Annotated in this window: 22 protein-coding genes and 1 riboswitch; of the genes, 15 read left to right on the top strand and 7 right to left on the bottom strand. The window is 73.1% G+C overall.

What is annotated here, in order from left to right:
- From fmt to rpe, 4 genes are read left to right on the top strand one after another with little or no spacing between them, the layout of a single operon-like run.
- Positions 1 to 948, top strand: a complete 948-nt coding sequence (fmt, locus tag ASD90_RS13800) for a methionyl-tRNA formyltransferase (protein WP_056757413.1) — start codon at positions 1 to 3, stop codon at positions 946 to 948.
- Positions 941 to 2521: an RsmB/NOP family class I SAM-dependent RNA methyltransferase gene (locus ASD90_RS13795; protein ID WP_056757411.1), complete on the top strand. Its 1581-nt coding sequence runs from the start codon at positions 941 to 943 to the stop codon at positions 2519 to 2521. Before fmt ends, ASD90_RS13795 begins: the two co-directional genes overlap by 8 nt.
- A 50-nt stretch (positions 2522 to 2571) precedes the next feature.
- On the top strand, positions 2572 to 3354 hold the full coding sequence (locus tag ASD90_RS13790) for a class I SAM-dependent methyltransferase (protein ID WP_235506641.1): 783 nt from the start codon (positions 2572 to 2574) through the stop codon (positions 3352 to 3354).
- Positions 3355 to 3383: 29 nt separating this feature from the next.
- Positions 3384 to 4040: a ribulose-phosphate 3-epimerase gene (gene rpe / locus ASD90_RS13785; protein ID WP_056757745.1), complete on the top strand. Its 657-nt coding sequence runs from the start codon at positions 3384 to 3386 to the stop codon at positions 4038 to 4040.
- Positions 4041 to 4048: 8 nt separating this feature from the next.
- Here rpe and ASD90_RS13780 read toward each other — a convergent pair whose 3' ends face one another.
- Positions 4049 to 4318 (bottom strand): hypothetical protein, encoded by a 270-nt coding sequence (locus ASD90_RS13780; RefSeq protein WP_157610853.1) that lies wholly within the window; start codon positions 4316 to 4318, stop codon positions 4049 to 4051.
- A complete protein-coding gene (locus ASD90_RS13775) occupies positions 4318 to 4815 on the bottom strand; it encodes a hypothetical protein (protein ID WP_056757402.1) in 498 nt (165 codons plus the stop codon). The genes ASD90_RS13780 and ASD90_RS13775 overlap by 1 nt, the downstream gene beginning before the upstream one ends.
- Before the next feature lie 218 nt (positions 4816 to 5033).
- Positions 5034 to 5164, top strand: a riboswitch (FMN riboswitch).
- Positions 5165 to 5280: 116 nt separating this feature from the next.
- Here ASD90_RS13775 and pnuC point away from each other — a divergent pair.
- From pnuC to ASD90_RS13730, 9 genes are read left to right on the top strand one after another with little or no spacing between them, the layout of a single operon-like run.
- Positions 5281 to 6039 carry a nicotinamide riboside transporter PnuC gene (pnuC, locus tag ASD90_RS13770; RefSeq protein ID WP_056757400.1) on the top strand — a complete coding sequence of 253 codons (759 nt, stop codon included), beginning with the start codon at positions 5281 to 5283 and terminating at the stop codon, positions 6037 to 6039.
- Between the two features lie 3 nt (positions 6040 to 6042).
- A complete protein-coding gene (gene ribD / locus ASD90_RS13765) occupies positions 6043 to 7158 on the top strand; it encodes a bifunctional diaminohydroxyphosphoribosylaminopyrimidine deaminase/5-amino-6-(5-phosphoribosylamino)uracil reductase RibD (protein WP_235506639.1) in 1116 nt (371 codons plus the stop codon).
- Positions 7159 to 7168: 10 nt separating this feature from the next.
- The gene (locus ASD90_RS13760; RefSeq protein WP_056757397.1) at positions 7169 to 7786 is read left to right on the top strand and encodes a riboflavin synthase; all 618 of its coding nucleotides are present in this window, start codon (positions 7169 to 7171) and stop codon (positions 7784 to 7786) included.
- Entirely contained in the window at positions 7783 to 9024 is a 1242-nt protein-coding gene (gene ribB / locus ASD90_RS13755; protein ID WP_056757393.1) for a 3,4-dihydroxy-2-butanone-4-phosphate synthase, read from the top strand. Before ASD90_RS13760 ends, ribB begins: the two co-directional genes overlap by 4 nt.
- On the top strand, positions 9021 to 9491 hold the full coding sequence (ribH, locus tag ASD90_RS13750; protein ID WP_056757390.1) for a 6,7-dimethyl-8-ribityllumazine synthase: 471 nt from the start codon (positions 9021 to 9023) through the stop codon (positions 9489 to 9491). The genes ribB and ribH overlap by 4 nt, the downstream gene beginning before the upstream one ends.
- Positions 9492 to 9535: 44 nt before the next feature.
- The gene (locus ASD90_RS13745) at positions 9536 to 9799 is read left to right on the top strand and encodes a phosphoribosyl-ATP diphosphatase (protein ID WP_056757742.1); all 264 of its coding nucleotides are present in this window, start codon (positions 9536 to 9538) and stop codon (positions 9797 to 9799) included.
- A 14-nt stretch (positions 9800 to 9813) separates the two neighbouring features.
- Entirely contained in the window at positions 9814 to 10659 is an 846-nt protein-coding gene (gene hisG, locus ASD90_RS13740) for an ATP phosphoribosyltransferase (protein WP_056757387.1), read from the top strand.
- A 30-nt stretch (positions 10660 to 10689) separates the two neighbouring features.
- Entirely contained in the window at positions 10690 to 11202 is a 513-nt protein-coding gene (locus tag ASD90_RS13735) for a PH domain-containing protein (RefSeq protein WP_056757384.1), read from the top strand.
- The gene (locus tag ASD90_RS13730; protein WP_056757380.1) at positions 11199 to 11738 is read left to right on the top strand and encodes a flavin reductase family protein; all 540 of its coding nucleotides are present in this window, start codon (positions 11199 to 11201) and stop codon (positions 11736 to 11738) included. The genes ASD90_RS13735 and ASD90_RS13730 overlap by 4 nt, the downstream gene beginning before the upstream one ends.
- Positions 11739 to 11840: 102 nt before the next feature.
- Here the strand turns inward: ASD90_RS13730 and ASD90_RS13725 are convergent, their stop codons facing one another.
- From ASD90_RS13725 to ASD90_RS13710, 4 genes are all read right to left on the bottom strand, one after another.
- Positions 11841 to 12323, bottom strand: coding sequence for a group II truncated hemoglobin (locus ASD90_RS13725; RefSeq protein ID WP_082588721.1), 483 nt, complete (start codon positions 12321 to 12323; stop codon positions 11841 to 11843).
- A 71-nt stretch (positions 12324 to 12394) separates the two neighbouring features.
- On the bottom strand, positions 12395 to 16264 hold the full coding sequence (locus ASD90_RS13720) for an IPT/TIG domain-containing protein (RefSeq protein WP_056757378.1): 3870 nt from the start codon (positions 16262 to 16264) through the stop codon (positions 12395 to 12397).
- Positions 16265 to 16395: 131 nt separating this feature from the next.
- Positions 16396 to 17592: a CynX/NimT family MFS transporter gene (locus ASD90_RS13715; protein WP_235506636.1), complete on the bottom strand. Its 1197-nt coding sequence runs from the start codon at positions 17590 to 17592 to the stop codon at positions 16396 to 16398.
- A 2-nt stretch (positions 17593 to 17594) separates the two neighbouring features.
- Entirely contained in the window at positions 17595 to 18182 is a 588-nt protein-coding gene (locus ASD90_RS13710) for a uridine kinase (protein WP_056757375.1), read from the bottom strand.
- A gap of 54 nt (positions 18183 to 18236) precedes the next feature.
- On the opposite strand from ASD90_RS13710, the gene hisF reads away from it, so the two are divergent.
- Positions 18237 to 19010, top strand: a complete 774-nt coding sequence (gene hisF, locus ASD90_RS13705) for an imidazole glycerol phosphate synthase subunit HisF (protein ID WP_056757372.1) — start codon at positions 18237 to 18239, stop codon at positions 19008 to 19010.
- Between the two features lie 17 nt (positions 19011 to 19027).
- Here hisF and ASD90_RS13700 read toward each other — a convergent pair whose 3' ends face one another.
- Positions 19028 to 19669: a TIGR03085 family metal-binding protein gene (locus ASD90_RS13700; RefSeq protein WP_056757370.1), complete on the bottom strand. Its 642-nt coding sequence runs from the start codon at positions 19667 to 19669 to the stop codon at positions 19028 to 19030.
- 76 nt (positions 19670 to 19745) lie between these two features.
- On the opposite strand from ASD90_RS13700, the gene ASD90_RS13695 reads away from it, so the two are divergent.
- Entirely contained in the window at positions 19746 to 20777 is a 1032-nt protein-coding gene (locus ASD90_RS13695) for a GNAT family N-acetyltransferase (RefSeq protein WP_056757367.1), read from the top strand.
- Positions 20778 to 20785 lie beyond the last annotated feature (8 nt).

Genomic DNA, 20785 nt, shown 5'->3' with positions numbered 1-20785 from the left:
ATGAGAGTCGTCTTCGCAGGCACCCCCGAGGCGGCGGTGCCGAGTCTCGATGCCGTGGCGTCCTCGAGCCACGAGCTCGTCGGGGTCGTCACCCGGCCCGACGCACCCTCCGGACGCGGTCGCCGGCTCGAGGCCTCGCCCGTGCGACGCCGCGCCGAGGAGCTCGGGATCCCGGTGCTCACCCCGACGCGCGTCAAGGACCCCGACTTCCTCGAGGCCCTCACGGCGCTCGCGCCGGACGCGTGCCCCGTCGTGGCCTACGGCAACCTCATCCCGCCCGCCGCGCTGACGATCCCGCGGCTCGGCTGGATCAACCTGCACTTCTCCCTGCTCCCCGCGTGGCGCGGGGCGGCCCCGGTCCAGCACGCGATCATGGCCGGTGACGAGGTGACCGGTGCGTCGACGTTCGTCATCGAGCGCGGCCTCGACACCGGCCCCGTCCTGGGGGTCATGACCGAGACCATCCGAGCGACTGACACGGCGGGTGACCTGCTGGGTCGACTGTCGGCCGCCGGGGCGGGCCTGCTCGTCGCGACGCTCGACGGGCTCGAGTCCGGCGACCTCGTCGCAGTGCCGCAGCCGTCCGAGGGTGTCTCGCTCGCGCCGAAGATCGAGGTCGAGGACGCCCGCATCGCCTGGACCCGACCGGCCACCGCGGTGGACCGGCTCGTGCGCGGCTGCACCCCAGGTCCCGGCGCCTGGACCACGTTCCGCGGGGAGCGCCTGAAGGTCTCGCCCGTGGCCCTCGTGCTGGTCGACGACGTCCCGGACGGTGTCGCGCTGCGCGCCGGCGACCTCCGCGTCACGAAGAAGGCCGTGTTCGTCGGCACGGGCACCCAGCCCGTCCGCCTCGGCATCGTGCAGGCCCACGGCAAGAAGCCCATGTCGGCGGCCGACTGGGCGCGGGGCACGCGCATCGAGGCAGGGGAGCGGGTCGGCGATGAGTGACGAAGGACGAGGACGCGGCCCGGGGGGCGAGGACCCCCGCGGCGACGGCGGACGTGGCGACGGCGGTCGGGGAGACGGGCGACGCGGCGAACGCCAGCGCCCGCAGGCGCGCGAGCGCTCCGCCGGGCACCGTTCGGAGCAGCGTCCGTCGGAACGGGCCCGCCGCACCGACGCGCCGAGGCTGGCTGCCTACACCGCGATGCGAGAGATCGCCGACGGCGCCTACGCCAACCTCGCGCTGCCGAAGCTGCTGCGCGACAAGCGGATCAGTGGCCGCGACGCCGGCTTCGCGACCGAGCTCGTCTACGGCGCGACCCGGCTGTCCGGCCTCTACGACGCGGTCATCGCCTCGGCTGCGGGTCGGCCGGTCGACAAGATCGACGCCAACGTGCTCGACACACTGCGGCTCGGGGCCCACCAGCTGCTCGGCATGCGCGTGCCCAGCCACGCCGCCGTCGACGAGACCGTGGCCCTGGCCCGGCAGGTCAACGGCGCCGGGGCGGCGGGCTTCGTCAACGCCGTCATGCGTCGCATCAGCGAGCGGGAGCCGGACGCGTGGACCGACCTTGTGACCCACGACGTCGCCGACCCGGTCGAGCGGCTCGCCCTGCGCACCTCGCACCCGGTGTGGATCGCCAAGGCCCTTCGAGCTGCCCTGATCGGGCACGGCGCCGCCGGGCCCGGCGACGTCCAGGCCTCCTTGACGGCCCTCCTCGAGAGCGACAACGCGGCCGCCAAGGTGTCGCTCGTCGCTCGACCCGGCCTCTGCTCGCTCGACGAGCTGGAGGACGCCGGGGCCGAGCGCTCCGGGCTCAGCCCGGTCGGGGCGACGCTGCCCGAGGGTGACCCCGGGGCCATCGCAGCGGTTCGGGACGGCCGGGCAGCCGTGCAGGACGAGGGCTCGCAGCTGCTCGTCCTCGCGCTGGCCGGTGCCGGCGTCGAGGGTGAGGCCGCCCGGCACGAGCGGTGGCTCGACCTCTGTGCTGGCCCGGGCGGCAAGGCCGGGCTCCTGGCGGCCCTGGCCATCGAGCGACGGATCCCGTTCGTGGCCAACGAGATCAGCGAGCACCGCGCCGACCTCGTCTGGCAGACCCTGGCGGCCGCACGCGCCGAGGCCCGTGAGCTCGACACGAGCCTCAAGGTGCGTCACGGCGACGGTCGCGAGCTCGGCGAGCTGGAGCCTGGCGGTTTCAGCCGCGTCCTCATCGATGCGCCCTGCACGGGTCTCGGGGCCCTGCGACGACGCCCGGAGGCGCGCTGGCGTCGCGGTCCCGGCGACGTGGCGGCCCTGGCCGGGCTGCAGCGTGAGCTCCTCGCGTCGGGCATCGAGGCCACCGCGACCGGCGGCCTCATCGGCTACGCGACGTGCAGCCCGCACCTCAACGAGACGCGCTTCGTCGTCACGGACATCCTCAAGCGCCACGAGGACGTCGAGCTGGTCGACGCACGCCCGCTCTTCGTCGATGCGTCCGGTCGTCAGCTGCCGGGTCTCGGTGAAGGGCCCTACGTCCAGCTCTGGCCGCACGTCCACGGCACCGACGCGATGTTCTTCGCCCTGCTGCGCAAGCGGTAGGCGCCTGAAAACCGCTCGCGCGCGGACGGAGCGGTGGGCAGGGTGGGGCCGTGACGGCATACGCGATGGACGACCTCGAGCCCAACCCCTTCGACGAGCGCGTGGCTCCGACGTACGACGCGGGCTCGGCCCACATGTTCGAGCCGGCCGTCCTCGGACCGACCGTGGACGTGCTGTACGAGCTCGCCGGTGACGGTCGCGCGCTCGAGCTCGCGATCGGCACCGGTCGGGTGGCGCTGCCCCTGGCGGAGCGCGGTGTCGAGGTGCACGGCATCGACTTCTCCGAGGCCATGGTCGCGCAGCTGCGACGCAAGCCGGGTGGGGACCGGCTGCCGGTGACGATCGGTGACATGTCGACGACACGAGTCGGCAGCGGCTACCGCGTGGCGTACCTCGTCTACAACACGATCACCAACCTGTTGACCCAGGACGAGCAGGTCGAGTGCTTCCGCACGGTGGCCGCCCAGCTCGCGCCGGGCGGGTCCTTCGTCGTCGAGGTGTTCGTGCCGCAGCTGCGGCGGATGCCGCCCGGGCAGACCGCGGTGCCCTTCCACGTCGGCAGGCGGCACGTCGGGTTCGACACCGTCGACGTCGTGACGCAGCGGTGCGTCTCACATCACTTCGTGCGGACGGAAGGGGACACCGACGCCGGCGGGAGGGGCGTCGCGACCTACTCCACCTCTGCGCACCGCTACGTCTGGTCGTCGGAGCTCGACCTCATGGCCCGGATCGCCGGCCTCACGCTGCGCGACCGCTGGGCGGACTGGACCCGAGCGCCGTTCACGGCGGACTCGTCGTCGCACGTGTCGGTCTGGACGAAGGCCGCTGCCTGACGGCGTCGCCACGCCCCTAGGCTGTGCGCGTGCAGATCTCACCGAGCATCCTCTCCGCCGATTTCGCGAACCTCGAGGCGGAGCTGGGGCGCATCGCGAACGCCGACTGGGCCCACGTCGACGTCATGGACGCCCACTTCGTCCCGAACCTCACGCTCGGCCTTCCCGTCGTCGAGGCGCTGCTGAAGGTGAGCCCGATCCCCATCGACGCGCACCTCATGATCGAGGACCCCGACCGGTGGGCGCCGAGCTACGCCGAGGCCGGGTGCCAGTCGGTGACGTTCCACGTCGAGGCCGCACGGGATCCGCGGGCGTTGGCCCGGACGCTGCGCGCCGCCGGCTCGCGCGCAGCGATGGCGCTCAAGCCCGGGACCGCGTTCGCGCCCTACGAGGACCTCCTGCCCGACCTCGACATGGTGCTCGTCATGACCGTCGAGCCCGGCTTCGGCGGCCAGTCGTTCATGGCCGACCAGATGCCCAAGGTGCGCCAGGTGCGCGAGGCCGTTCGCCGCCACGGCGGCGAGATCTGGATCCAGGTCGACGGTGGCGTCAGCGCCGACACCATCGAGCAGTGCGCCGACGCCGGGGCGGACGTCTTCGTCGCCGGATCGGCCGTCTACGGGGCCGAGGACGCCGCCGCAGCGGTCGACGAGCTCCGCACGCTGGCCCGGGGGCACGGGCACTGACCGCGCGGTCACGCCGAGCGGTCCACCGGTCGCTCGCGCTCCGGGCTCCGCCGTGTGGAGACGGAGTACGCCGAGAGCCCGGCAAGGAGGCCGGTGCACCCCTCGAGTGCCGCGAGCCACCAGTCACCCCGGGTCGCGGACAGGACGGCGTTGACGATGAAGACGAGCCCCGCGACGACCCACGGGAGGGGTTGTTCGGTCGCGGATCGTCCGAACCTCCTCGACCACGCCGCCCGCCCGGGTTCGCTCGGGTCGGGCCGACCGGTCTCATCGCGCATCATTGTTGCTCGCACGTGCCGGCGTAGTCGACGGTGAATCGGTAGCCGCAGCTGGCACCGAATGACTCGTACTCGGTTCCGGACGGGCTCACGGCATAGAGGACGTCGCAACTGAGACCGTCGCCGTCCGAGCACTCCAGGGTCAACTGGTCGAGGATCTGGGTGCACGCGCCGTCGTCGCCCTGCGCGCACGCGTCGACCAGTCCCTGGACGGGGTCGGCGCTCGGCAGGCTGTCCACGTCGTCGAGACGTAGCGAGCCCGCGGCCACCTGGGTGGCCCGGGGCGGCGGCGCTCCGCCGTCCATCCTGAGGTTGACGGTCAGCTGGGTCGGCGCGGGCGTGGGCACCGGCGAGGTCCCATCCCTGGACGCACCGACGTAGACGCCCCCGACCGCGGTGACCACGGCCGCAACCGCGGTCAGGATGCCGGGAACGGTCGAGAGGAACCCGACGAAGCCCCTCGACCGTCGCTGCTCTCCGCTCGCGCTGTCACTCACTGGACTGCCCCCTCGTTCTCGGTCGCCGGCCCGGCCTCGGCTCCCGTGCCGACTCGGTCTTGGAGCCGCCCCTGCGTCAGCCTGGTGACTCCTACGGGACGGAGTCGCGCATCGGGAGCCGTGATACGAGCACCGACGAGCACCGACGGGCACCGACGGGTGGTGGCCGTCACGCGGGCGCGGTGTGCGCCCGGCGGCGACCCAGGTGCATACTGGCTGTACGTGCTCCGGGGTCGGTGTAATTCCGAGCCGGCGGTTACAGTCCGCGACCCGACCGCATCCAGCGGCCGGTTGACCTGGTGAAATTCCGGGACCGACGGTGAAAGTCCGGATGGGAGGCAGCACGAAACAGGCCGTCGTGGCCTGGGCCGTCGGCGTCGTCCGACCCGGCCCGGATCGCGTGGGCGTGTGGAGGTACCCCGGAGTTCGTCCGTGCCACGACGAACGACCAAGGACGAACACCACATGCAGGCACTTGCTCTGGCCGACGAGACGAAGAACGTCTTCCAACAGGCCATCGACGCGACCATCCCGATCGGCCAGTACCAGCTGCACTGGCTCGAGCTGATCGGCGTCCTCATCGGGCTCGCCTCCGCCTACCTCGGCATGCGCCGGTGGGTGTGGGCCTGGCCCGTGGGGATCCTTGCGAACATCATGCTGTTCTTCGTCTACCTGGGCGCCGTCTTCGGCGCCGACGAGCGCATCCCGCTCTTCGGGCAGGCAGGGCGGCAGGTCTTCTTCATCATCACGAGCATCTACGGCTGGTGGCGCTGGTCGCAGGTGCGCCGGCTCAACCACGCCGACGACTCGAGCGGTGTCGCGATCACCCCGCGCTGGGCCACGACCCGCGAGCGCGTCGCCGTCGTCGCCTTCTGGCTCGTCGCCACGGTCGTCGTGCACCAGGCGTTCGTCTGGCTGTGGAACCTCTCGCCGAACCCGTTCTTCACGCCCGAGTGGTGGTTCTACTGGTGCGACGCGTGGATCTTCGTCGGCTCGATCGTCGCGACCTACGCCATGGCGCGAGGCTGGAACGAGTTCTGGCTCGCCTGGATCGCCGTCGACCTCGTCGGCGTGCCCTTCGCCTTCGCGACCGACTACGTGCCGACCGGTGTGCTCTACACGTTCTACGGCCTCTTCGTGATCTACGGCTTCACCCAGTGGGTCAAGGCGTCTCGGGTCAGCGAGCGCGACGTCGAGCCGCAGCTGACCGGCGCGTCGAGCTGACCCATGGGTGACACGGCTGCCCCGGCCTGGATGCGACGAGCCCTCCAGCTCGCCGCGTCCGGGCCGTGGCCCGACCCCAACCCGAGGGTCGGCTGCGTCGTCGTGGCCGCCGACGGGACCGTCGTGGGCGAGGGGCACCACCACGGCGCCGGTACGCCGCACGCGGAGATCGAGGCCCTGCGCGCGGCAGGTGCCGGGGCCCGGGGAGCGACCGCCTACGTGACGCTCGAGCCGTGCTCGCACACGGGGCGCACCGGCCCCTGCGCCCAGGCGCTCGTCGAGGCCGGCGTGGCGCGGGTCGTCTTCGCGCAGTCGGATCCCAACCCGGATGCGGCGGGAGGCGCCGAGGTGCTGCACGCCGCCGGTATCCACGTGACCGGGGGTGTGCTCGCCGACGAGGCGGCCGCCCTCAACGACCGGTGGGCGCGCAGCGTGGCCCTCGGTCGCCCGCTCGTCACGTGGAAGCTCGCCACGACCCTCGACGGCAGGAGCGCGGCTGCCGACGGCAGCAGCCAGTGGATCACGGGAGAGGCGGCGCGAGCCGACGTCCACGCGCTGCGCGCGACCCGTGACGCCGTACTCGTCGGGACGGGGACCGTCCTCGCGGACGACCCTCGCCTGACCGTCCGTATGCCGGGTGGCGCGCTCGCGCCGCAGCAGCCCCTCCGCGTCGTGATGGGGGAGCGCGAGGTCCCGCCGGGTGCGCGCCTCCACAGCGCCCCGGGCCCGGTCGTGCACCTGTCCACGCGGGACCCCCGTGAGGCGCTGGACCTCCTGTGGCACCGGGGAGTCCGAGACGTGTGGCTCGAAGGAGGGCCCACGCTGGCCGCGGCGTTCCTGCGCGCGGGCCTCGTCGACGACGTGTACGCCTATGTCGCGCCCGCCCTGCTGGGCGCCGGTCGGGCCGCGGTCGCCGACCTCGGTATCGCGTCCATCGACGACGTGCGGCGGCTCGACCTCGTCGACGCGAGGGTCGTCGGGGGCGACGTGCGCATCCACGCCGTCCCGACCGCTGTCGTACGGCCGGCCGACATCCCGACCAGCGATGCCCGGACACCTGACGTCCCGACCACTGATGCGCCGGACGGTTCCGGCGCGCGCGTGCACGCAGAACCCTGAGGAGACAGACATGTTCACCGGAATCGTCGAGGAGCTCGGCACCGTCGCCTCCGTCGAGCACGGCAGCGACTCTGCGGTGCTGCGCATCGACGGCCCGCTCGTCGTCAGCGACGCCACGCACGGGGCCTCCATCTGCGTCAACGGGGTCTGCCTCACCGTGACCGAGTTCGACGCCACGGGCTTCGCCGTCGACGTCATGGCCGAGACCCTCGACCGCAGCAGCCTCGGCGCCCTGGCACCCGGCGACCGCGTCAACCTCGAACGTGCCATGCCGGCCGACGGCCGGTTCGGCGGCCACGTCGTCCAGGGTCACGTCGACGGCACCGCCACGATCACGGCGCGCACGCCCGGGGACCGTTGGGAGACGGTCGACTTCACGCTCCCACCGGGCCTCGCGGCATACGTGGTCGAGAAGGGGTCCATCACGGTCGACGGCGTGTCGCTCACCGTCGCGCACGTCGGCGACGACGCGTTCGGCGTCTCGCTCATCCCCACGACGCTCGCGCTGACGACGTTGGGGCACAAGGGAGTCGGCGACGTCGTCAACCTCGAGGTGGACGTCATCGCCAAGTACGTCGAACGACTGCTCAGCCATCGGAACACCGACCGGCAGGAGGTCGGCTCATGACCACCCTCTCGACCGTGGAGGCCGCGCTCGAGGCCCTCCAGGCGGGACGCCCGGTCCTCGTCCTCGACGACGAGGACCGCGAGAACGAGGGCGACCTGGTCCTCGCCGCCGAGACCGCCACCGAGGACTGGATGGCGTGGACCATCCGTCACTCGTCCGGCTACCTCTGCGCGCCGATGCCCGACGAGATCGCCGACCGGCTCGAGCTGCCCCTCATGGTGGCCGAGAACCGCGATCCGCTGCGCACCGCCTACACGGTCTCGGTCGACGCCGCCAGCGGCGTCACCACCGGGATCAGCGCCGCCGACCGCCTGCACACCGTCCGGGTGCTCGCGGACGTCGACTCGACGCCGGCCGACCTCATCCGCCCCGGGCACATCCTGCCGCTGCGCGCGCGCCACGGTGGCGTGCTGACCCGGCCCGGGCACACCGAGGCGGCGGTCGACCTGACGCGCCTCGCGGGCCTCTCACCCGTCGGCGTCATCGGCGAGCTCGTCCACGACGACGGCACGATGATGCGCTTCGACGCGGTCGTCGGCCTCGGGCGCGAGTACGGGCTGCCCGTCATCACCATCGAGCAGCTCATCGACCACCGCCAGCGGCTCGACCGGGTCGAGCGGCTCGCCACGACCCGCATCCCGACGGTGCACGGCACCTTCACCGCCCACGGCTACCGCGACACCCTGACCGGCGACGAGCACGTCGCCCTCGTGAGCCCGCGCGGGCTGCACGGGCGGAGCATCACCGGTCCCGTCCTCACCCGCCTGCACTCCGAGTGCCTGACGGGCGACGCCTTCGGCTCGCTGCGCTGCGACTGCGGGCCCCAGCTGCAGGCGTCCCTCTCGCGCGTCGGGAGCGAGGGCGGTGTCGTCGTCTACCTCGGCGGGCACGAGGGCCGAGGCGTCGGCCTCGTCGACAAGCTCCGCGCGTACTCCCAGCAGGACCTCGGCGCCGACACGGTCGACGCGCAGACGGCCCTGGGACTTCCCGTCGACGCACGGGAGTACGCCGCAGGAGCGGCGATCCTGCACGACCTCGGCGCGACCCAGGTCGTGCTCCTGACGAACAACCCCACCAAGGTCTCGGCGCTGCGTCACCTCGGCCTCGACGTCGTCGCGGTCGAGCGGCTGCACGGGCCGATGGGCGCGGACAACGAGCAGTACCTCATCACCAAGCGCGAGCGCATGGGCCACGACATCCCGGTCACGACCGACCGGCACGGCAAGGAGACGGCATGAAGGACGGCGCCCCCACCATCACGACCGACGGCAGCGGGCTGCGGGTCGCGGTCGTCGCTGCGAGCTGGCACGAGCAGGTCATGGGTGGCCTGCTCGACGGCGCCCGCCGCGGTCTCGCCGACGCCGGGGTCACGTCCGTCGACGTCGTCCGCGTGCCCGGGACGTTCGAGCTGCCCGTCGCGTGCGCGTCCCTCGCGGGGCGCTACGACGCCCTCGTCGCCCTCGGCGTCGTCATCCGCGGCGGCACCCCGCACTTCGACTACGTCTGCCAGGCCGCGACCGTCGGGATCACCGACGTCTCGGTCCGCACGGCGACGCCGATCGGCTTCGGGGTGCTCACGTGCGATGACGAGGCCCAGGCGCTCGACCGTGCCGGCCTGCCCGGGTCGGCCGAGGACAAGGGCCTCGAGGCCGCGTCGGCGGCCGTCGCGACCGTCGTCGCCCTCCGTGGCGTCGCCACGACGTGAGCACCGTCCGGACCGCGGCCGAGCGGCCCGTAGGCTGGGGCACCGTGAAGAGCTTTGAGCAGCTGTACGCCGAGCTGGCCGAGAAGGCGCAGTCGCGACCCGAGGGATCGGGCACCGTCGCGCAGCTCGACGCCGGCGTCCACGCCATCGGCAAGAAGATCGTCGAGGAGGCGGCCGAGGTGTGGATGGCCGCCGAGTACCAGTCGAACGACGAGGCCGCCGAGGAGATCAGCCAGCTCCTCTACCATCTGCAGGTCCTCATGCTCGCCAAGGGCATCTCGCTCGACGACGTCTACTCCCACCTCTGAGGACCTCACTGCCCATGCTGCGAATCGCCGTGCCCAACAAGGGCTCCCTGTCCGACGCGACCGTCGACCTGCTGCGCGAGGCGGGCTACCGCACGCGCCGTGACACCAAGGAGCTCGTCGTCACCGACGTCGAGAACGACGTCGAGTTCTTCTACCTGCGCCCTCGCGACATCGCCGTCTACGTCGGGTCGGGCACCGTCGACGCTGGCGTCACCGGCCGCGACCTGCTGCTCGACTCGGGGTCCGACGCCGTCGAGGTCATGTCGCTCGGCTTCGGCGCCTCGACCTTCCGGTATGCCGGCAAGCCCGGTCACGTGGCCACCGTCGAGGACATCGCGGGCAAGCGCGTCGCGACGTCGTACGCCGGCCTCGTGCGCTCGGACCTCGCGGCCCGCGGGCTGTCGGCCGACGTCGTGCGGCTCGACGGCGCCGTCGAGACGGCCATCACGCTGGGGGTCGCGGACTGCATCGCCGACGTCGTCGAGACGGGCACGACGCTGCGGCAGCAGGGTCTCGAGGTCTTCGGTGAGCCGATCCTGCGCTCCGAGGCCGTCCTCATCCGCGGCGACCGCCCGGGCGAGGCCCAGGCCATCGAGGTGCTCCAGCGACGCATCGCCGGCGTCATCACGGCCCGCACCTACGTCATGCTCGACTACGACTGCCCGAAGGAGCTCGTCGACCGCGCCTGCGAGCTCACGCCGGGCCTCGAGTCCCCGACGGTCTCGCCGATGCAGGACGACGCGTGGGTCGCCGTGCGCGCCATGGTGCCCCGCATCGGCCGCAACCGGCTCATGGACGAGCTCTACGACCTCGGCGCGCGGGCGATCCTCGTGACCGACATCGCCGCCTGCCGGCTGTGAAGCACCACGGCGGACGACGGACGTGACCCGATGACGCAGCAGCCCCCGTCCCAGCCGGCACCCGATCCGTCCGCGGACTCGGCGGCGTGGGCGCCCTTCCGTCCCAAGCGTGGTCGGGCCGTTGCGCTCGGCGTGGTGTGGTCCTCGCTCGCCGTCTTCGGCGCCATCGCCGTCGTCATGCCGGCGCAGGTGGACGGTCGGTGGGGGCTGGGCGACCGCCTGATGTTCTTCGGGCTGGGCGTCGTGATCGCCTTCCTCGCCTGGCGGTACGCGTCGATCGCCGCCTTACCGAGCCGCGCCGGCCTCGTCGTGCGCAACCTCGTGCTCACCCGCACGCTCGAGTGGCCCGAGGTCGTCGGCATCCAGTTCGGTGGGGGAGAGCCCTGGGTCACCCTCGACCTCGAGGACGGCGACACCGTCGCGGTCATGGCGATCCAGAAGGCCGACGGTCCGCTCGCCGGTCGGGAGGCGTCCCGGCTCGCCGCGCTCGTCCAGGCGTTCGGCGAGGCGCGTGAGCCCGACCGTCCCCAGGACCTGACGTGACGGGCGAGCCGACCCCGGAGCGGATGCGCCACGCGCTCGGCCACTTCGCCACGGGCGTGACGATCGTGACCGGGTTCGCCGACGGCGGGCAGCCGGTCGGGTTCGCGTGCCAGTCCTTCGCGTCGGTGTCCCTGCACCCGCCGCTCGTGCTCTTCTGCGCCGACCACCGCGGTCGGTCATGGCCGCGGATGCGCGACGACGGTCGCTTCACCGTGAACGTGCTGCGGCACGACCAGCGTGACCTCATCGCTCGCTTCGGCTCGGCGGGCGGCGCGCGCTTCGACGCGCTGGACTGGGAGCCGTCGGTGCACGGTGGCCCGAGCCTGCCCGGCGTGCTCATGCGGGTGCACTGCTCGGTCGAGCAGGTCCACGTCGCCGGCGACCACGACGTGGTCGTCGGTCGGGTCCTCGACCTCGAGGACGGCGAGTCCGGCCGGCCGATGCTCTTCTACCGCGGACGCCTGACCGTCACCGAGCGGCGTGCGTCGGCGGGGACCGACGAGGGCCCTGCGGCGATGGACGACTACTGGGGCTGAGGCCCCGTGCCCGCCGCCCGGTCGCACGCCTCCGGACGTCCAGGCCCCCAACACACCGAGTAGGTCACAACCCACCGGGATCGGATCGCGGTGGGTTGCGACCTACTCGGTGTGTTGCGAGGGACGGGAGTCGGTGCCGTCGACGAGGCCGTCCCACGACCAGCGCGGCACCGTCAGGCCGTCGGGCACCTGGTCGGCCGACCCGTGGTAGGTGCCCATGTAGCCGGTCGCCCAGGTGAAGTACGCGACGAGCGCGTCGCGTACGTCCGCGTCGCCGGAGAGGCCGGCGTCCTCCACGGCCCGCTCGAAGCACTCCACCGCCCGCGCGTCCATCTCCTGGTGCGGGCCGTTGCCCGAGTGCATCCGCACCACCTCCGACTCGCTCGCGACGGAGGTCGTGACGGCCGGTGGCCCGCCGAGGGCCTCGGCCCAGTACGCGGCGAGCCGCTCGGTGTGGTCGGGGTGGTAGCCGTGCGAGAAGGCGTGCGACACGACCGGGTCGGCGAGCACCCGCTCGTGCCAGGCGTGCGCGAGGGAGACGAGCGCGGGCATCCCGCCGACGGCGTCGTAGATCGTCCGGGTCACCGTGGCAGGCTCCCACCCGGCGGACGGCGCGACAAGGCCTCGGGACCGACCGGGGTCCCGAGGCGTCGCCGTCAGCGGAAGTGGATGAAGTTCGACGGCCAGGAGTAGCTGCCCCGCTCGAGGATGCGGCGACCGCTCATCGAGGTGTAGGTCGCACCGAGGACCGTTCCGCCGTAACCGCTCTCGGAGATCGCGACGGTGTCGCCGTCGGCGCTGACCCAGTCCACGTACGCGACGTGGTTGGAGTTCCACTGGGCGATGTCGCCGACGCGGGGCTTCTGGTCGACGGCGAAGCCCTTGGCCCGGGCGTTCGTGTCCCAGCTGGTGGCGTTGCCGAGGTTGCCGGGGTTCTTCACGCCGTCACGGGAGAGCCGGTAGGCCGAGAAGTTCGTGCAGTTGTTTCCCCACGGGTCGACGGGGTAGCTCCACGCGCGCTGCCCGTAGTAGCCGAAGCGCTCGATGCAGTCCTGGGTGGCGCGCGAGTAGCACTTCCAGCTCGACGGGGCAGGACCGCCGGTGATCGCCCACGTCACGGTGGTGGACCGGTAGACGGCGACGTTGGCGTTGCCGAGCACGCGCACGACGGAGCCGCTCCCGCTGGTCCCGGTCGACCACAGCGTCACGCCGCGCGGGCTGCGCACGACGAGGTTGCCGTCGGTCTGCATCGTGGCGGTGCTGCCGGTCCCCGTCGTGAAGGTCGCCCACTGCCGCACACCGGCGGACGAGGTCAGCACGAGGTTGCCGTCGGTGCGCATCGTCAGCTGCCACGCCTTGCTCGTGGACAGGATCGACTCCCCGGACCGCAGCACCTGGCCCGGCAGCATCCGGTCGTAGCGGTAGCCGCGGTGGTCCCACACCGTCGTCGTGCCCTGGCGGACCTGGAGCAGGCCGTCGTTCGTCAGGGTGAGCAGGCCTCCCGTCCAGCCGCCGGTCCCGCTCGACCACGCGACCGTGCCGTTGGTGCGCAGCATGACGACGTTGCCGTCGGCCCGGACCTGGAGACGGTTGCCGGCGCCCGGCGTGCCGCTCGTCCAGCGGCGGACCCCGGCCGACGTCGTGACGACGAGGTTGCCGTCCGCCTGCATCGTGGCGAGATAGGCCCCCGTGGACGACCGGAGCGCCGTCGCGGACGAGAGCCACTGGCCCGTCCGGAGCGTTGCCCCCGCGACGTAGGTGAAGCCGTCGGTGCGCACGACGGTGCCGGCGCGGGTGGTGACCCGGATCGGGATGCTGCCCGTGGCGATCCGAGCCGGCACGACCGCGGTCAGCTGCGTCGCGGAGACGCGGGTGAAGGACGTGGCGGCGACACCGTTGAAGAGCACCCCGCGAACGTCCGTGAAGGACGTGCCGCGCAGGGTGACCACGGTGCCGCCGGCCAGGGGGCCCGAGGCGGGAGAGACCGAGGCGACGACCGGTGCGTCCTGGAAGGTGAAGCGCCCGGCGGGGACCACGAGCGACGTGCCACCGGGCGTGGTCACGCGCACATCGACGTCGCCCTCCGCGTGGGCCGGCAGGGTGACGCGCAGCTGGGTGGCGGAGAGGCGGGTCACGGCCGTGGCGGCGACGCCGCCGAACGCCACCGACGACACCCGGTCGTATGCCGTCCCCGCCAGGGTGACCGTGCCGCCGCCCTTCGTGGGCGCGAGGGTGGGGGAGACGGCGGTGACGGTCGGGACGGCCTGGTAGGTGAACCGGGCGGCCGGCACGACCGGGGAGACGCCGCCGGGCGTCGTGACGCGGACGTCGACGGTGCCGACGGTCCGCGCGGGGGCGGTGATCCGCAGGGTCGTGTCGGAGACCCGGACGAGCCCGGTGCCGGGCACGCCGCCGAAGTCCACGCCGGTCGCCAGACCCAGACGTGTGCCCGTGACGGTCACGACGACGCCGCCGCGGAGCGGGCCTGCCGGGGCCGAGAGCGCGGACACGGCGGGCATGCCGACGTAGGTGAACCGGCCGGTCGCTGACTCGGGGCTGGTCCCGTTGGGGTTGGTGACGCGTACGGCCACGGTCCCCTCGGCCTGGCCGGGGGCGGTGACCCGGAGGGTGCCGTCCGAGACGCGGACGAACCCGGTGGCGGCGACGGTCCCGAAACGCACCGAGGTGGCGTCGGCGAGGTGCGCACCCGAGATCGTCACGACCGTGCCGCCGCGCAGCGGGCCGGCGGTGACGGACAGGGCGGTGACGACCGGCGGCGATCCGTAGGCGAAGCGGGCGCCGGCTCCTGCGGCGGAGGTGCCACCCGGCGTCATGACCTGGACGTCGACGGGGCCGGAGGCGTGGCGCGGCGTCGTGGCGCGCACCGTGGTCGCCGATACCCGGACGACGTCGGTCGCGGCGACCGAGCCGAAACGGATGGCCGTGGCCCGTTCCAGACCCGTGCCGGTCAGGGTCACGACGGTGCCGCCCGCCGGCGGGCCCGCCTGGGGGGACAGCGACGTGATGGCCGGGACGGGGTCGAAGGCGAAGGTGCTCGACGAGTGCTCGGGGGACGTGCCGTACGCGGTCGTGACGGTGACGGCGACGACCCCGGCCGTGTGAGCGGGCGCCGTGGCCCGGATGCTCGTGGCCGACAGGACGGTGAAGCGGGCTGCCATGGCGCCGAAGGCGACCCGGGTCGCGCCCGTGAACCGGGAGCCGGTCAGCGTGACGACCGTGCCGCCGCGCACCGGGCCGGCCGTCGTCGACAGGGACGTCACAGCGGGGAGCGCCTGGTAGCCGTAGCGGGCTCGTGAGGTGGCGGCCGAGATGCCACCCGGCGTCGTCACGCGCACGTCGACGGTGCCCACCGGACGTGCCGGGGTGGTGACGCGCAGCGTGCTCGCCGAGACCCGCACGACCTTGGTCGTCGTCGTGGAGCCGAACTGGGCGGCGGTCGCCCTGCCGAGGCCGGTGCCCGTCAGGGTCACGGTGGCCCCACCGGCCGTGGGACCCGAGGTGGACGAGATCCCGGTGAGGGTCGGGACTGCCTCGTAGGCGAAGGCGTTCGCGGAGTAGCCGAACGAGATGCCGGAGGCGGTCCGGACGCGCACGTTGACGAGTCCGGCCGGTCGGGCCGGCGACGTGACGCGTAGCTGGGTGCTCGACAGCACGGTGAACCGGGCCGCGGTCGCCCCGAAGGTGACCGTGGTGGCCCCCGTCAAGCGGGTCCCCGACACGACGACCGTCGTCCCGCCCCGCACCGGTCCTGCCGCGACGGAGAGGCCGGTGACCGTCGGTGGGGTGACGACGGGGGCGACCGTGTAGGTGAAGCGGGCGGCGGAGACCACCGGCGAGGTGCCGCCCGGCGTCGTGACCCGGACGTCGACGACCCCGGCGGTGTGCGCCGGGACGGTGACACGCAGCTGGGTCGCCGAGAGGCGGGTGAGGCCTGCGGCCGGGGTGCTGCCGAAGCGCACCGCGGTGGTGCGGTAGAGCCCGGTCCCGGTCAGCGTCACCACCGTGCCGCCGCCCGTCGTAGCGGTGCCTGACGACAGCGCCGTCACGGTCGGGACCGCGTCGAAGGCGAAGCTCGAGCGCGACGAGACGGGAGACGTGCCTGCCGGGGTGGTGACGCGGACGCTCGCCACTCCGGCCGGGTGGGCCGGGGTGAGCACGCGGACCCGGGTGCTCGAGACCTTCGTGATGCGGGTGACGGCGGTGGAGCCGAACCAGGCCGTCGTTGTGGCTCCCACGCCTGTCCCCGACAGATCGACGGTCGTGCCACCGCTGGTCGGGCCGGCGACGACCGACAGGCTGACCGCGGCCGGCGCGGTCCCGGTGACGGCGGCGGTGGCCGGTGCGGCGGTGGCGAGCGACGGAGCCGCGGTCGCCGGCTGCGCCGTCGCGAGGCCGGGTACTCCGGCGAGGAGAGCCGCCACGACGAGGGCAGACCCCAGGCGCCCGGTCCTGCGTCGTTCGACGTCGCGGTCAGGCTCGGCCAGCGGGGTGGGGCGGGGCAGCATTCGTCCGTCTCCTTGCAGTCAGCACGTCCGGCGAGCATTCTGCACAGGCAAATCGTCCCTTGTACGCCGTTTCGCCCGAATTGGGTCGACCCAAGCGCACCACGAGCCCCAGCCGTGGGGTCCGGGACCCGTCAGTCGACGCGGCGCAGGTCGGGGCGCAGGCGCTGGACGACGAAGATCTGCACGACCCCGATCGCGGCGAGGATGCCCCAGACGAGAGACAGGCTGCCGGTGACGTCGCGCACCAGTCCCATCGCGATCGGTCCCATCGAGGCGAGGCCGTAGGAGATGAGGAACGCCATTCCGGTGAGACGTCCGCTCGCCTCCGGGGTCCGGGCGTAGCGCACGAGCAGGACGAGGGCGAGGGAGAACGCGGCCCCCTGGCCGAGCCCGGTGACGACCGCCCACACCCACGGCGCCGAGAGGGGTGCGACCCAGATCCCGACCGAGCCGGCGATCCCGAGCACCGCGGCCGGCCACAGGAGCCGCCTCATGTCGCGGGTGCGGTCGCTGACGACCGGACCGAGCAGGCCCGAGACGATCTGGGCCCCGCTGAAGACCGCCGCAAGATAGCCCGCCGACGCGCGGGACCAGCCGTGCTCGACGTAGGTCGGGGCGAGCCACGTAACGGCCGAGTAGAAGCACCACGACTGCAGGGTGAGGTAGCCGGCGACGAGCCAGGCCGTGCGGTGCCGCCACGGCAGCCGGCCCGGACCCTCCTCGTCTGGCGTGTGGTGCGGGTTGGCCCGCATGGTGAACGGCGCCCACGCGAGGGCCCCCACCAGGGCGACGACCGACCACGAACCGAGCGAGGCCTGCCAGCTGCCGAGTCGGTCGGCGAGGGGCACGGCGACCGCCGAGCTGAGGGCCGCGCCGCCCATCATCGCCAGCATGTAGAGGCCGGTGACGAGACCGGTGCGCTCGGGCGGGAAGAAGGTCTTGACGAGCCGGGGCAGCAGCGTGCCGGCCACGGCGATGCCGACTCCGCACAGGAACGTGCCTGCGTAGAGCACGACGACGTGCTCGCCGGCGAAACGGCTGGCCGTACCGACGACGATGCTGATGACCGCGCCCAGGACCGCGGCGGCCGCCCCGGTGCGGTGGGCGATCCGGCTCGCGACCGGGGCGAAGAGGCCCATGCAGAGGACGGGCAGTGTCGTGAGCGCCCCGGCCGCGGCGTGGCTCAGGCCGAGGTCCGCGGAGATCGCGTCGAGGAGCGGAGGGACGCTCGTGATCGCGATCCGGAGGTTGGCGGCGACCGCGACGAGAGCCAGGGCCATGACCCGGACGGGCGGCAGGGGGCGGAGCGGTCGGTCTCGTCGAAGCACCATCAGAGACTAGATGTGTCGAGGACGAGGTCCGCGCGCTCCCTCGTCGCGTCGGCACTGAACAGCGCCGTCTCCTGGTCGGCCCAGCGCTGCCACTGCGGTCGGTAGGCCTCTCCGTCGCGCTCGATGCCCCGGCGCATCCGGAGCGCGACGTCGGCGTCCACGAAGACGGCCACGGCGGCATACGGCCCGGCCGGCCCCACGCTGGAACCGCACCCCTCGACGACGAGGAAACGGCACGCGGGCACCTCGCGTGTGCCGCTCCACTCGTCGCGCACCCAGCTCCACAGCCGGTAGGTGGCCCGCCCACCGCGCGCGAGCGGCTCGAGGACCTGTTGCGTCAACAGTCCGGGTGCCTGCGACAGGCCGTCCCAGCCCGGGTAGAGGTGGTCCATGTGCACGACGGCCACGGGACCCGTCGGCTCGAGCGCCAGCTCGATCCCGCGGGCCAGCGTCGTCTTGCCGGCGCCGCTGGGCCCGTCGAGGGCGACGACGACGACGTCGCCACACCGGGCGTCGGCGGTGAGCGCCAGGGACACGACGGCCGCGACGTGCTCCTCGCGCGGCGGCCGCGTCACCTCGTCCCACATGGGCGCGACCCTACCGATCCACGGCCCGCTCCCGGGCTGGCCTAGATTTGTCGCATGCCCGTCGCCACGAGAGTTATCGCCTGCCTCGACGTCGACGCCGGGCGCGTCGTCAAGGGCGTCAACTTCGAGAACCTCCGTGACGCCGGCGACCCCGTGGAGCTCGCGAAGCTGTACGACGACCAGGGCGTCGACGAGCTGACCTTCCTCGACGTCACGGCCAGCAGCGGTGACCGCGAGACCACCTACGACGTCGTGCGCCGGACCGCCGAGCAGGTCTTCATCCCGCTCACCGTCGGGGGTGGCGTGCGCACCGTCGACGACGTCGACCGCCTGCTGCGCGCCGGCGCCGACAAGGTCGGGGTCAACACCGCCGCCATCGCCAGGCCCGAGCTGATCTCCGAGATCGCGGCCCGGTTCGGCGCGCAGGTGCTCGTCCTGTCGGCCGACGTCCGCCGGCGCATCGGTGATGACGGGCGGCCCACCGACGACTTCGTCATGACGACGCACGGAGGGCGCACCCCGGTCGACCTCGATGCCGTCGAGTGGTGCGCCCGCGCAGCGGAGCTCGGGGCGGGCGAGATCCTGCTCAACTCGATGGACGCCGACGGCACGAAGGACGGCTTCGACCTCGAGCTGATCCGGCGCGTGCGGGCGGCGGTGTCCGTGCCCGTCATCGCGAGCGGGGGCGCCGGACGCGTCGAGCACTTCGCGCCCGCCGTCGCCGCCGGGGCGGACGCCGTGCTCGCCGCGAGCGTCTTCCACTTCCGCGAGCTCACCGTCGGCGACGTCAAGGACGCCCTGCGGGCAGCCGGTGTGACGGTCCGCTGAGTGCGGGTCGGCCGCGGTCAGCTGATGCCGAGGTCGGTCTTCTGGAGCGCCGCGATGTCGTCGGCGTCGCCCTCGAACTCGACGCGCGCCACGCTCTTGCGGCCGTAGGCGTAGAGCACGAGCTCGGCGGGCGTCCCGCGGAGCACGACGGTGCCGTGCTCGTCGGGCAGCTTGGCGGCGTAGCGGCCCTGGCCCTCCGCGATGAGCACGATCCCCGTCGGCGCCTTCCGGAACATCAGGCGTGACGAGCGCTTGAGCGCCGACCAGAGCTTGCCCGACAGCTGGGGCGACAGCTCGCGCGGCTCCCACCCGGGCTGGGCGCGGCGGGCGTCCTCGTGGTGGACGAAGAACTCGATGAGGTTGGTCACCTCGTCGACCTTGGGGTGCGCCATGGGGTTCCACACCGGGGCGCCCCGGCGGACGCGGTCGACGAGCGCCGTGTAGTCGCCGTGCGCGATCTTGCCCTGCTCCTTCTCGAGGTGACCCGCGAGAAACGGGATGAAGCGACCGGCCGTCAGGTCGGGCCGGTGCTCGCGGACCAGCAGATGGGCTGCCAGGTCACGCGTGTCCCACCCCTCGCACATCGTCGGCTGGTCGGGTCCGAGCCGGTCGAGCTCGTCGCAGAGCAGGAGGCGTTCGGACTGGGCGTGGCGCGTCATGACGCCATCCTCTCAGGGCGTCGGCCACGACCGAATCTCGGTGGCCCGGGCGGAGGTCTGTGCCTAGGGTCGGACGGTGATCGAGCTCGTGCGCCCCACCGTCGACCTGTCCGACTCGTGGTGGGAGATGGTCGACGACTTCGCCGGCACGACGATCCACGGCTCGAGCTACCGCTCGGGCGACCGCGAGCTGCTGCGCGACCGCGAGGCCTTCGAGGAGTGGGTCGACTGGCTCGGCCGGATGGAGCGGTCCGACGAGGCCCTCCCGCAGGGCCGGGTGCCGTCGTCGAACCGGTGGATCGTCCGCGACGGTCGTGTCGTCGGCGCCATCGCCGTGCGCCACGCGCTCACCCCGTCCCTCGTCGCCGAGGGTGGGCACATCGGGTATGCCGTGTCGCCGGCTGTCCGACGCCAGGGGATCGCCCGCGCCGCGCTGGGTCTCGCGCTCCGCCTCGCCGCGTCCCGCGGGATCGACCCCGTCCTCGTGACGTGCGACGCGACCAACACGGCCTCCGCGCGGACCATCACGTCGTGCGGCGGCGTCCTGGAGGACGAGCGGGAGGGCGTCCTGCGGCACTGGGTCCGGACCGACGCCCCGGCGCAGCCGATCGGCCCGGGACCGATCGAGACACGGGACGCGAGGCTCGTGCCGGTGACGTCCGAGGAGGCCGCGGCGATGCGCGCGGGGGAGCGGCGGGCCGACTGGGCGACGGGCTACCCGCGCGAGGACGACCTCGACGCCGTCGGGATGATGCCCTCCGGCCCCGACGCGTGGACCCCGCGCCACATCGTGCGCAGGAGCGACGGGCTCGTCGTCGGCTCGATCGGCTGCTTCGGGCCACCGGACCAGGGCGTCGTCGAGGTCGGCTACGGCCTCGTCGCGGACGCCCGGCGAGGAGGCCTGATGACCGACGTCCTGTCCGGCTTCGTGCGCTCGCTCGAGGCGGCCGGACTCTCCGTGGTCGCGCACACCGACCCCGACAACGTCGCGAGCCACCGCGTCCTGGCGCGCCTCGGCTTCCAGCGGCACGCAGCGCAGGACGCCGCCGACGGCGCCGAGTGGCTCTGGGTCAGAGGGACTGGTGGCGAGGGTGTCGCCGACGCGTGAGAGGCTGA

Origin of the sequence: Terrabacter sp. Root181, from assembly GCF_001428505.1 — a bacterium.
Taxonomy (GTDB): Bacteria; Actinomycetota; Actinomycetes; order Actinomycetales; family Dermatophilaceae; genus Terrabacter.
This window is presented reverse-complemented; position numbering and strand designations above follow the sequence as displayed.

Excerpts from the sequence above, each read along its gene's own strand:
- fmt (WP_056757413.1), top strand. The coding sequence starts at position 1 with ATGAGAGTCGTCTTCGCAGGCACCCCCGAGGCGGCGGTGCCGAGTCTC.
- ASD90_RS13795 (WP_056757411.1), top strand. The coding sequence starts at position 941 with ATGAGTGACGAAGGACGAGGACGCGGCCCGGGGGGCGAGGACCCCCGC.
- ASD90_RS13780 (WP_157610853.1), bottom strand. The coding sequence starts at position 4,318 with ATGCGCGATGAGACCGGTCGGCCCGACCCGAGCGAACCCGGGCGGGCG.
- pnuC (WP_056757400.1), top strand. The coding sequence starts at position 5,281 with ATGCAGGCACTTGCTCTGGCCGACGAGACGAAGAACGTCTTCCAACAG.
- ribD (WP_235506639.1), top strand. The coding sequence starts at position 6,043 with ATGGGTGACACGGCTGCCCCGGCCTGGATGCGACGAGCCCTCCAGCTC.
- ASD90_RS13760 (WP_056757397.1), top strand. The coding sequence starts at position 7,169 with ATGTTCACCGGAATCGTCGAGGAGCTCGGCACCGTCGCCTCCGTCGAG.
- ribB (WP_056757393.1), top strand. The coding sequence starts at position 7,783 with ATGACCACCCTCTCGACCGTGGAGGCCGCGCTCGAGGCCCTCCAGGCG.
- ribH (WP_056757390.1), top strand. The coding sequence starts at position 9,021 with ATGAAGGACGGCGCCCCCACCATCACGACCGACGGCAGCGGGCTGCGG.
- hisG (WP_056757387.1), top strand. The coding sequence starts at position 9,814 with ATGCTGCGAATCGCCGTGCCCAACAAGGGCTCCCTGTCCGACGCGACC.
- ASD90_RS13735 (WP_056757384.1), top strand. The coding sequence starts at position 10,690 with ATGACGCAGCAGCCCCCGTCCCAGCCGGCACCCGATCCGTCCGCGGAC.
- ASD90_RS13720 (WP_056757378.1), bottom strand. The coding sequence starts at position 16,264 with ATGCTGCCCCGCCCCACCCCGCTGGCCGAGCCTGACCGCGACGTCGAA.
- ASD90_RS13710 (WP_056757375.1), bottom strand. The coding sequence starts at position 18,182 with ATGTGGGACGAGGTGACGCGGCCGCCGCGCGAGGAGCACGTCGCGGCC.
- hisF (WP_056757372.1), top strand. The coding sequence starts at position 18,237 with ATGCCCGTCGCCACGAGAGTTATCGCCTGCCTCGACGTCGACGCCGGG.
- ASD90_RS13700 (WP_056757370.1), bottom strand. The coding sequence starts at position 19,669 with ATGACGCGCCACGCCCAGTCCGAACGCCTCCTGCTCTGCGACGAGCTC.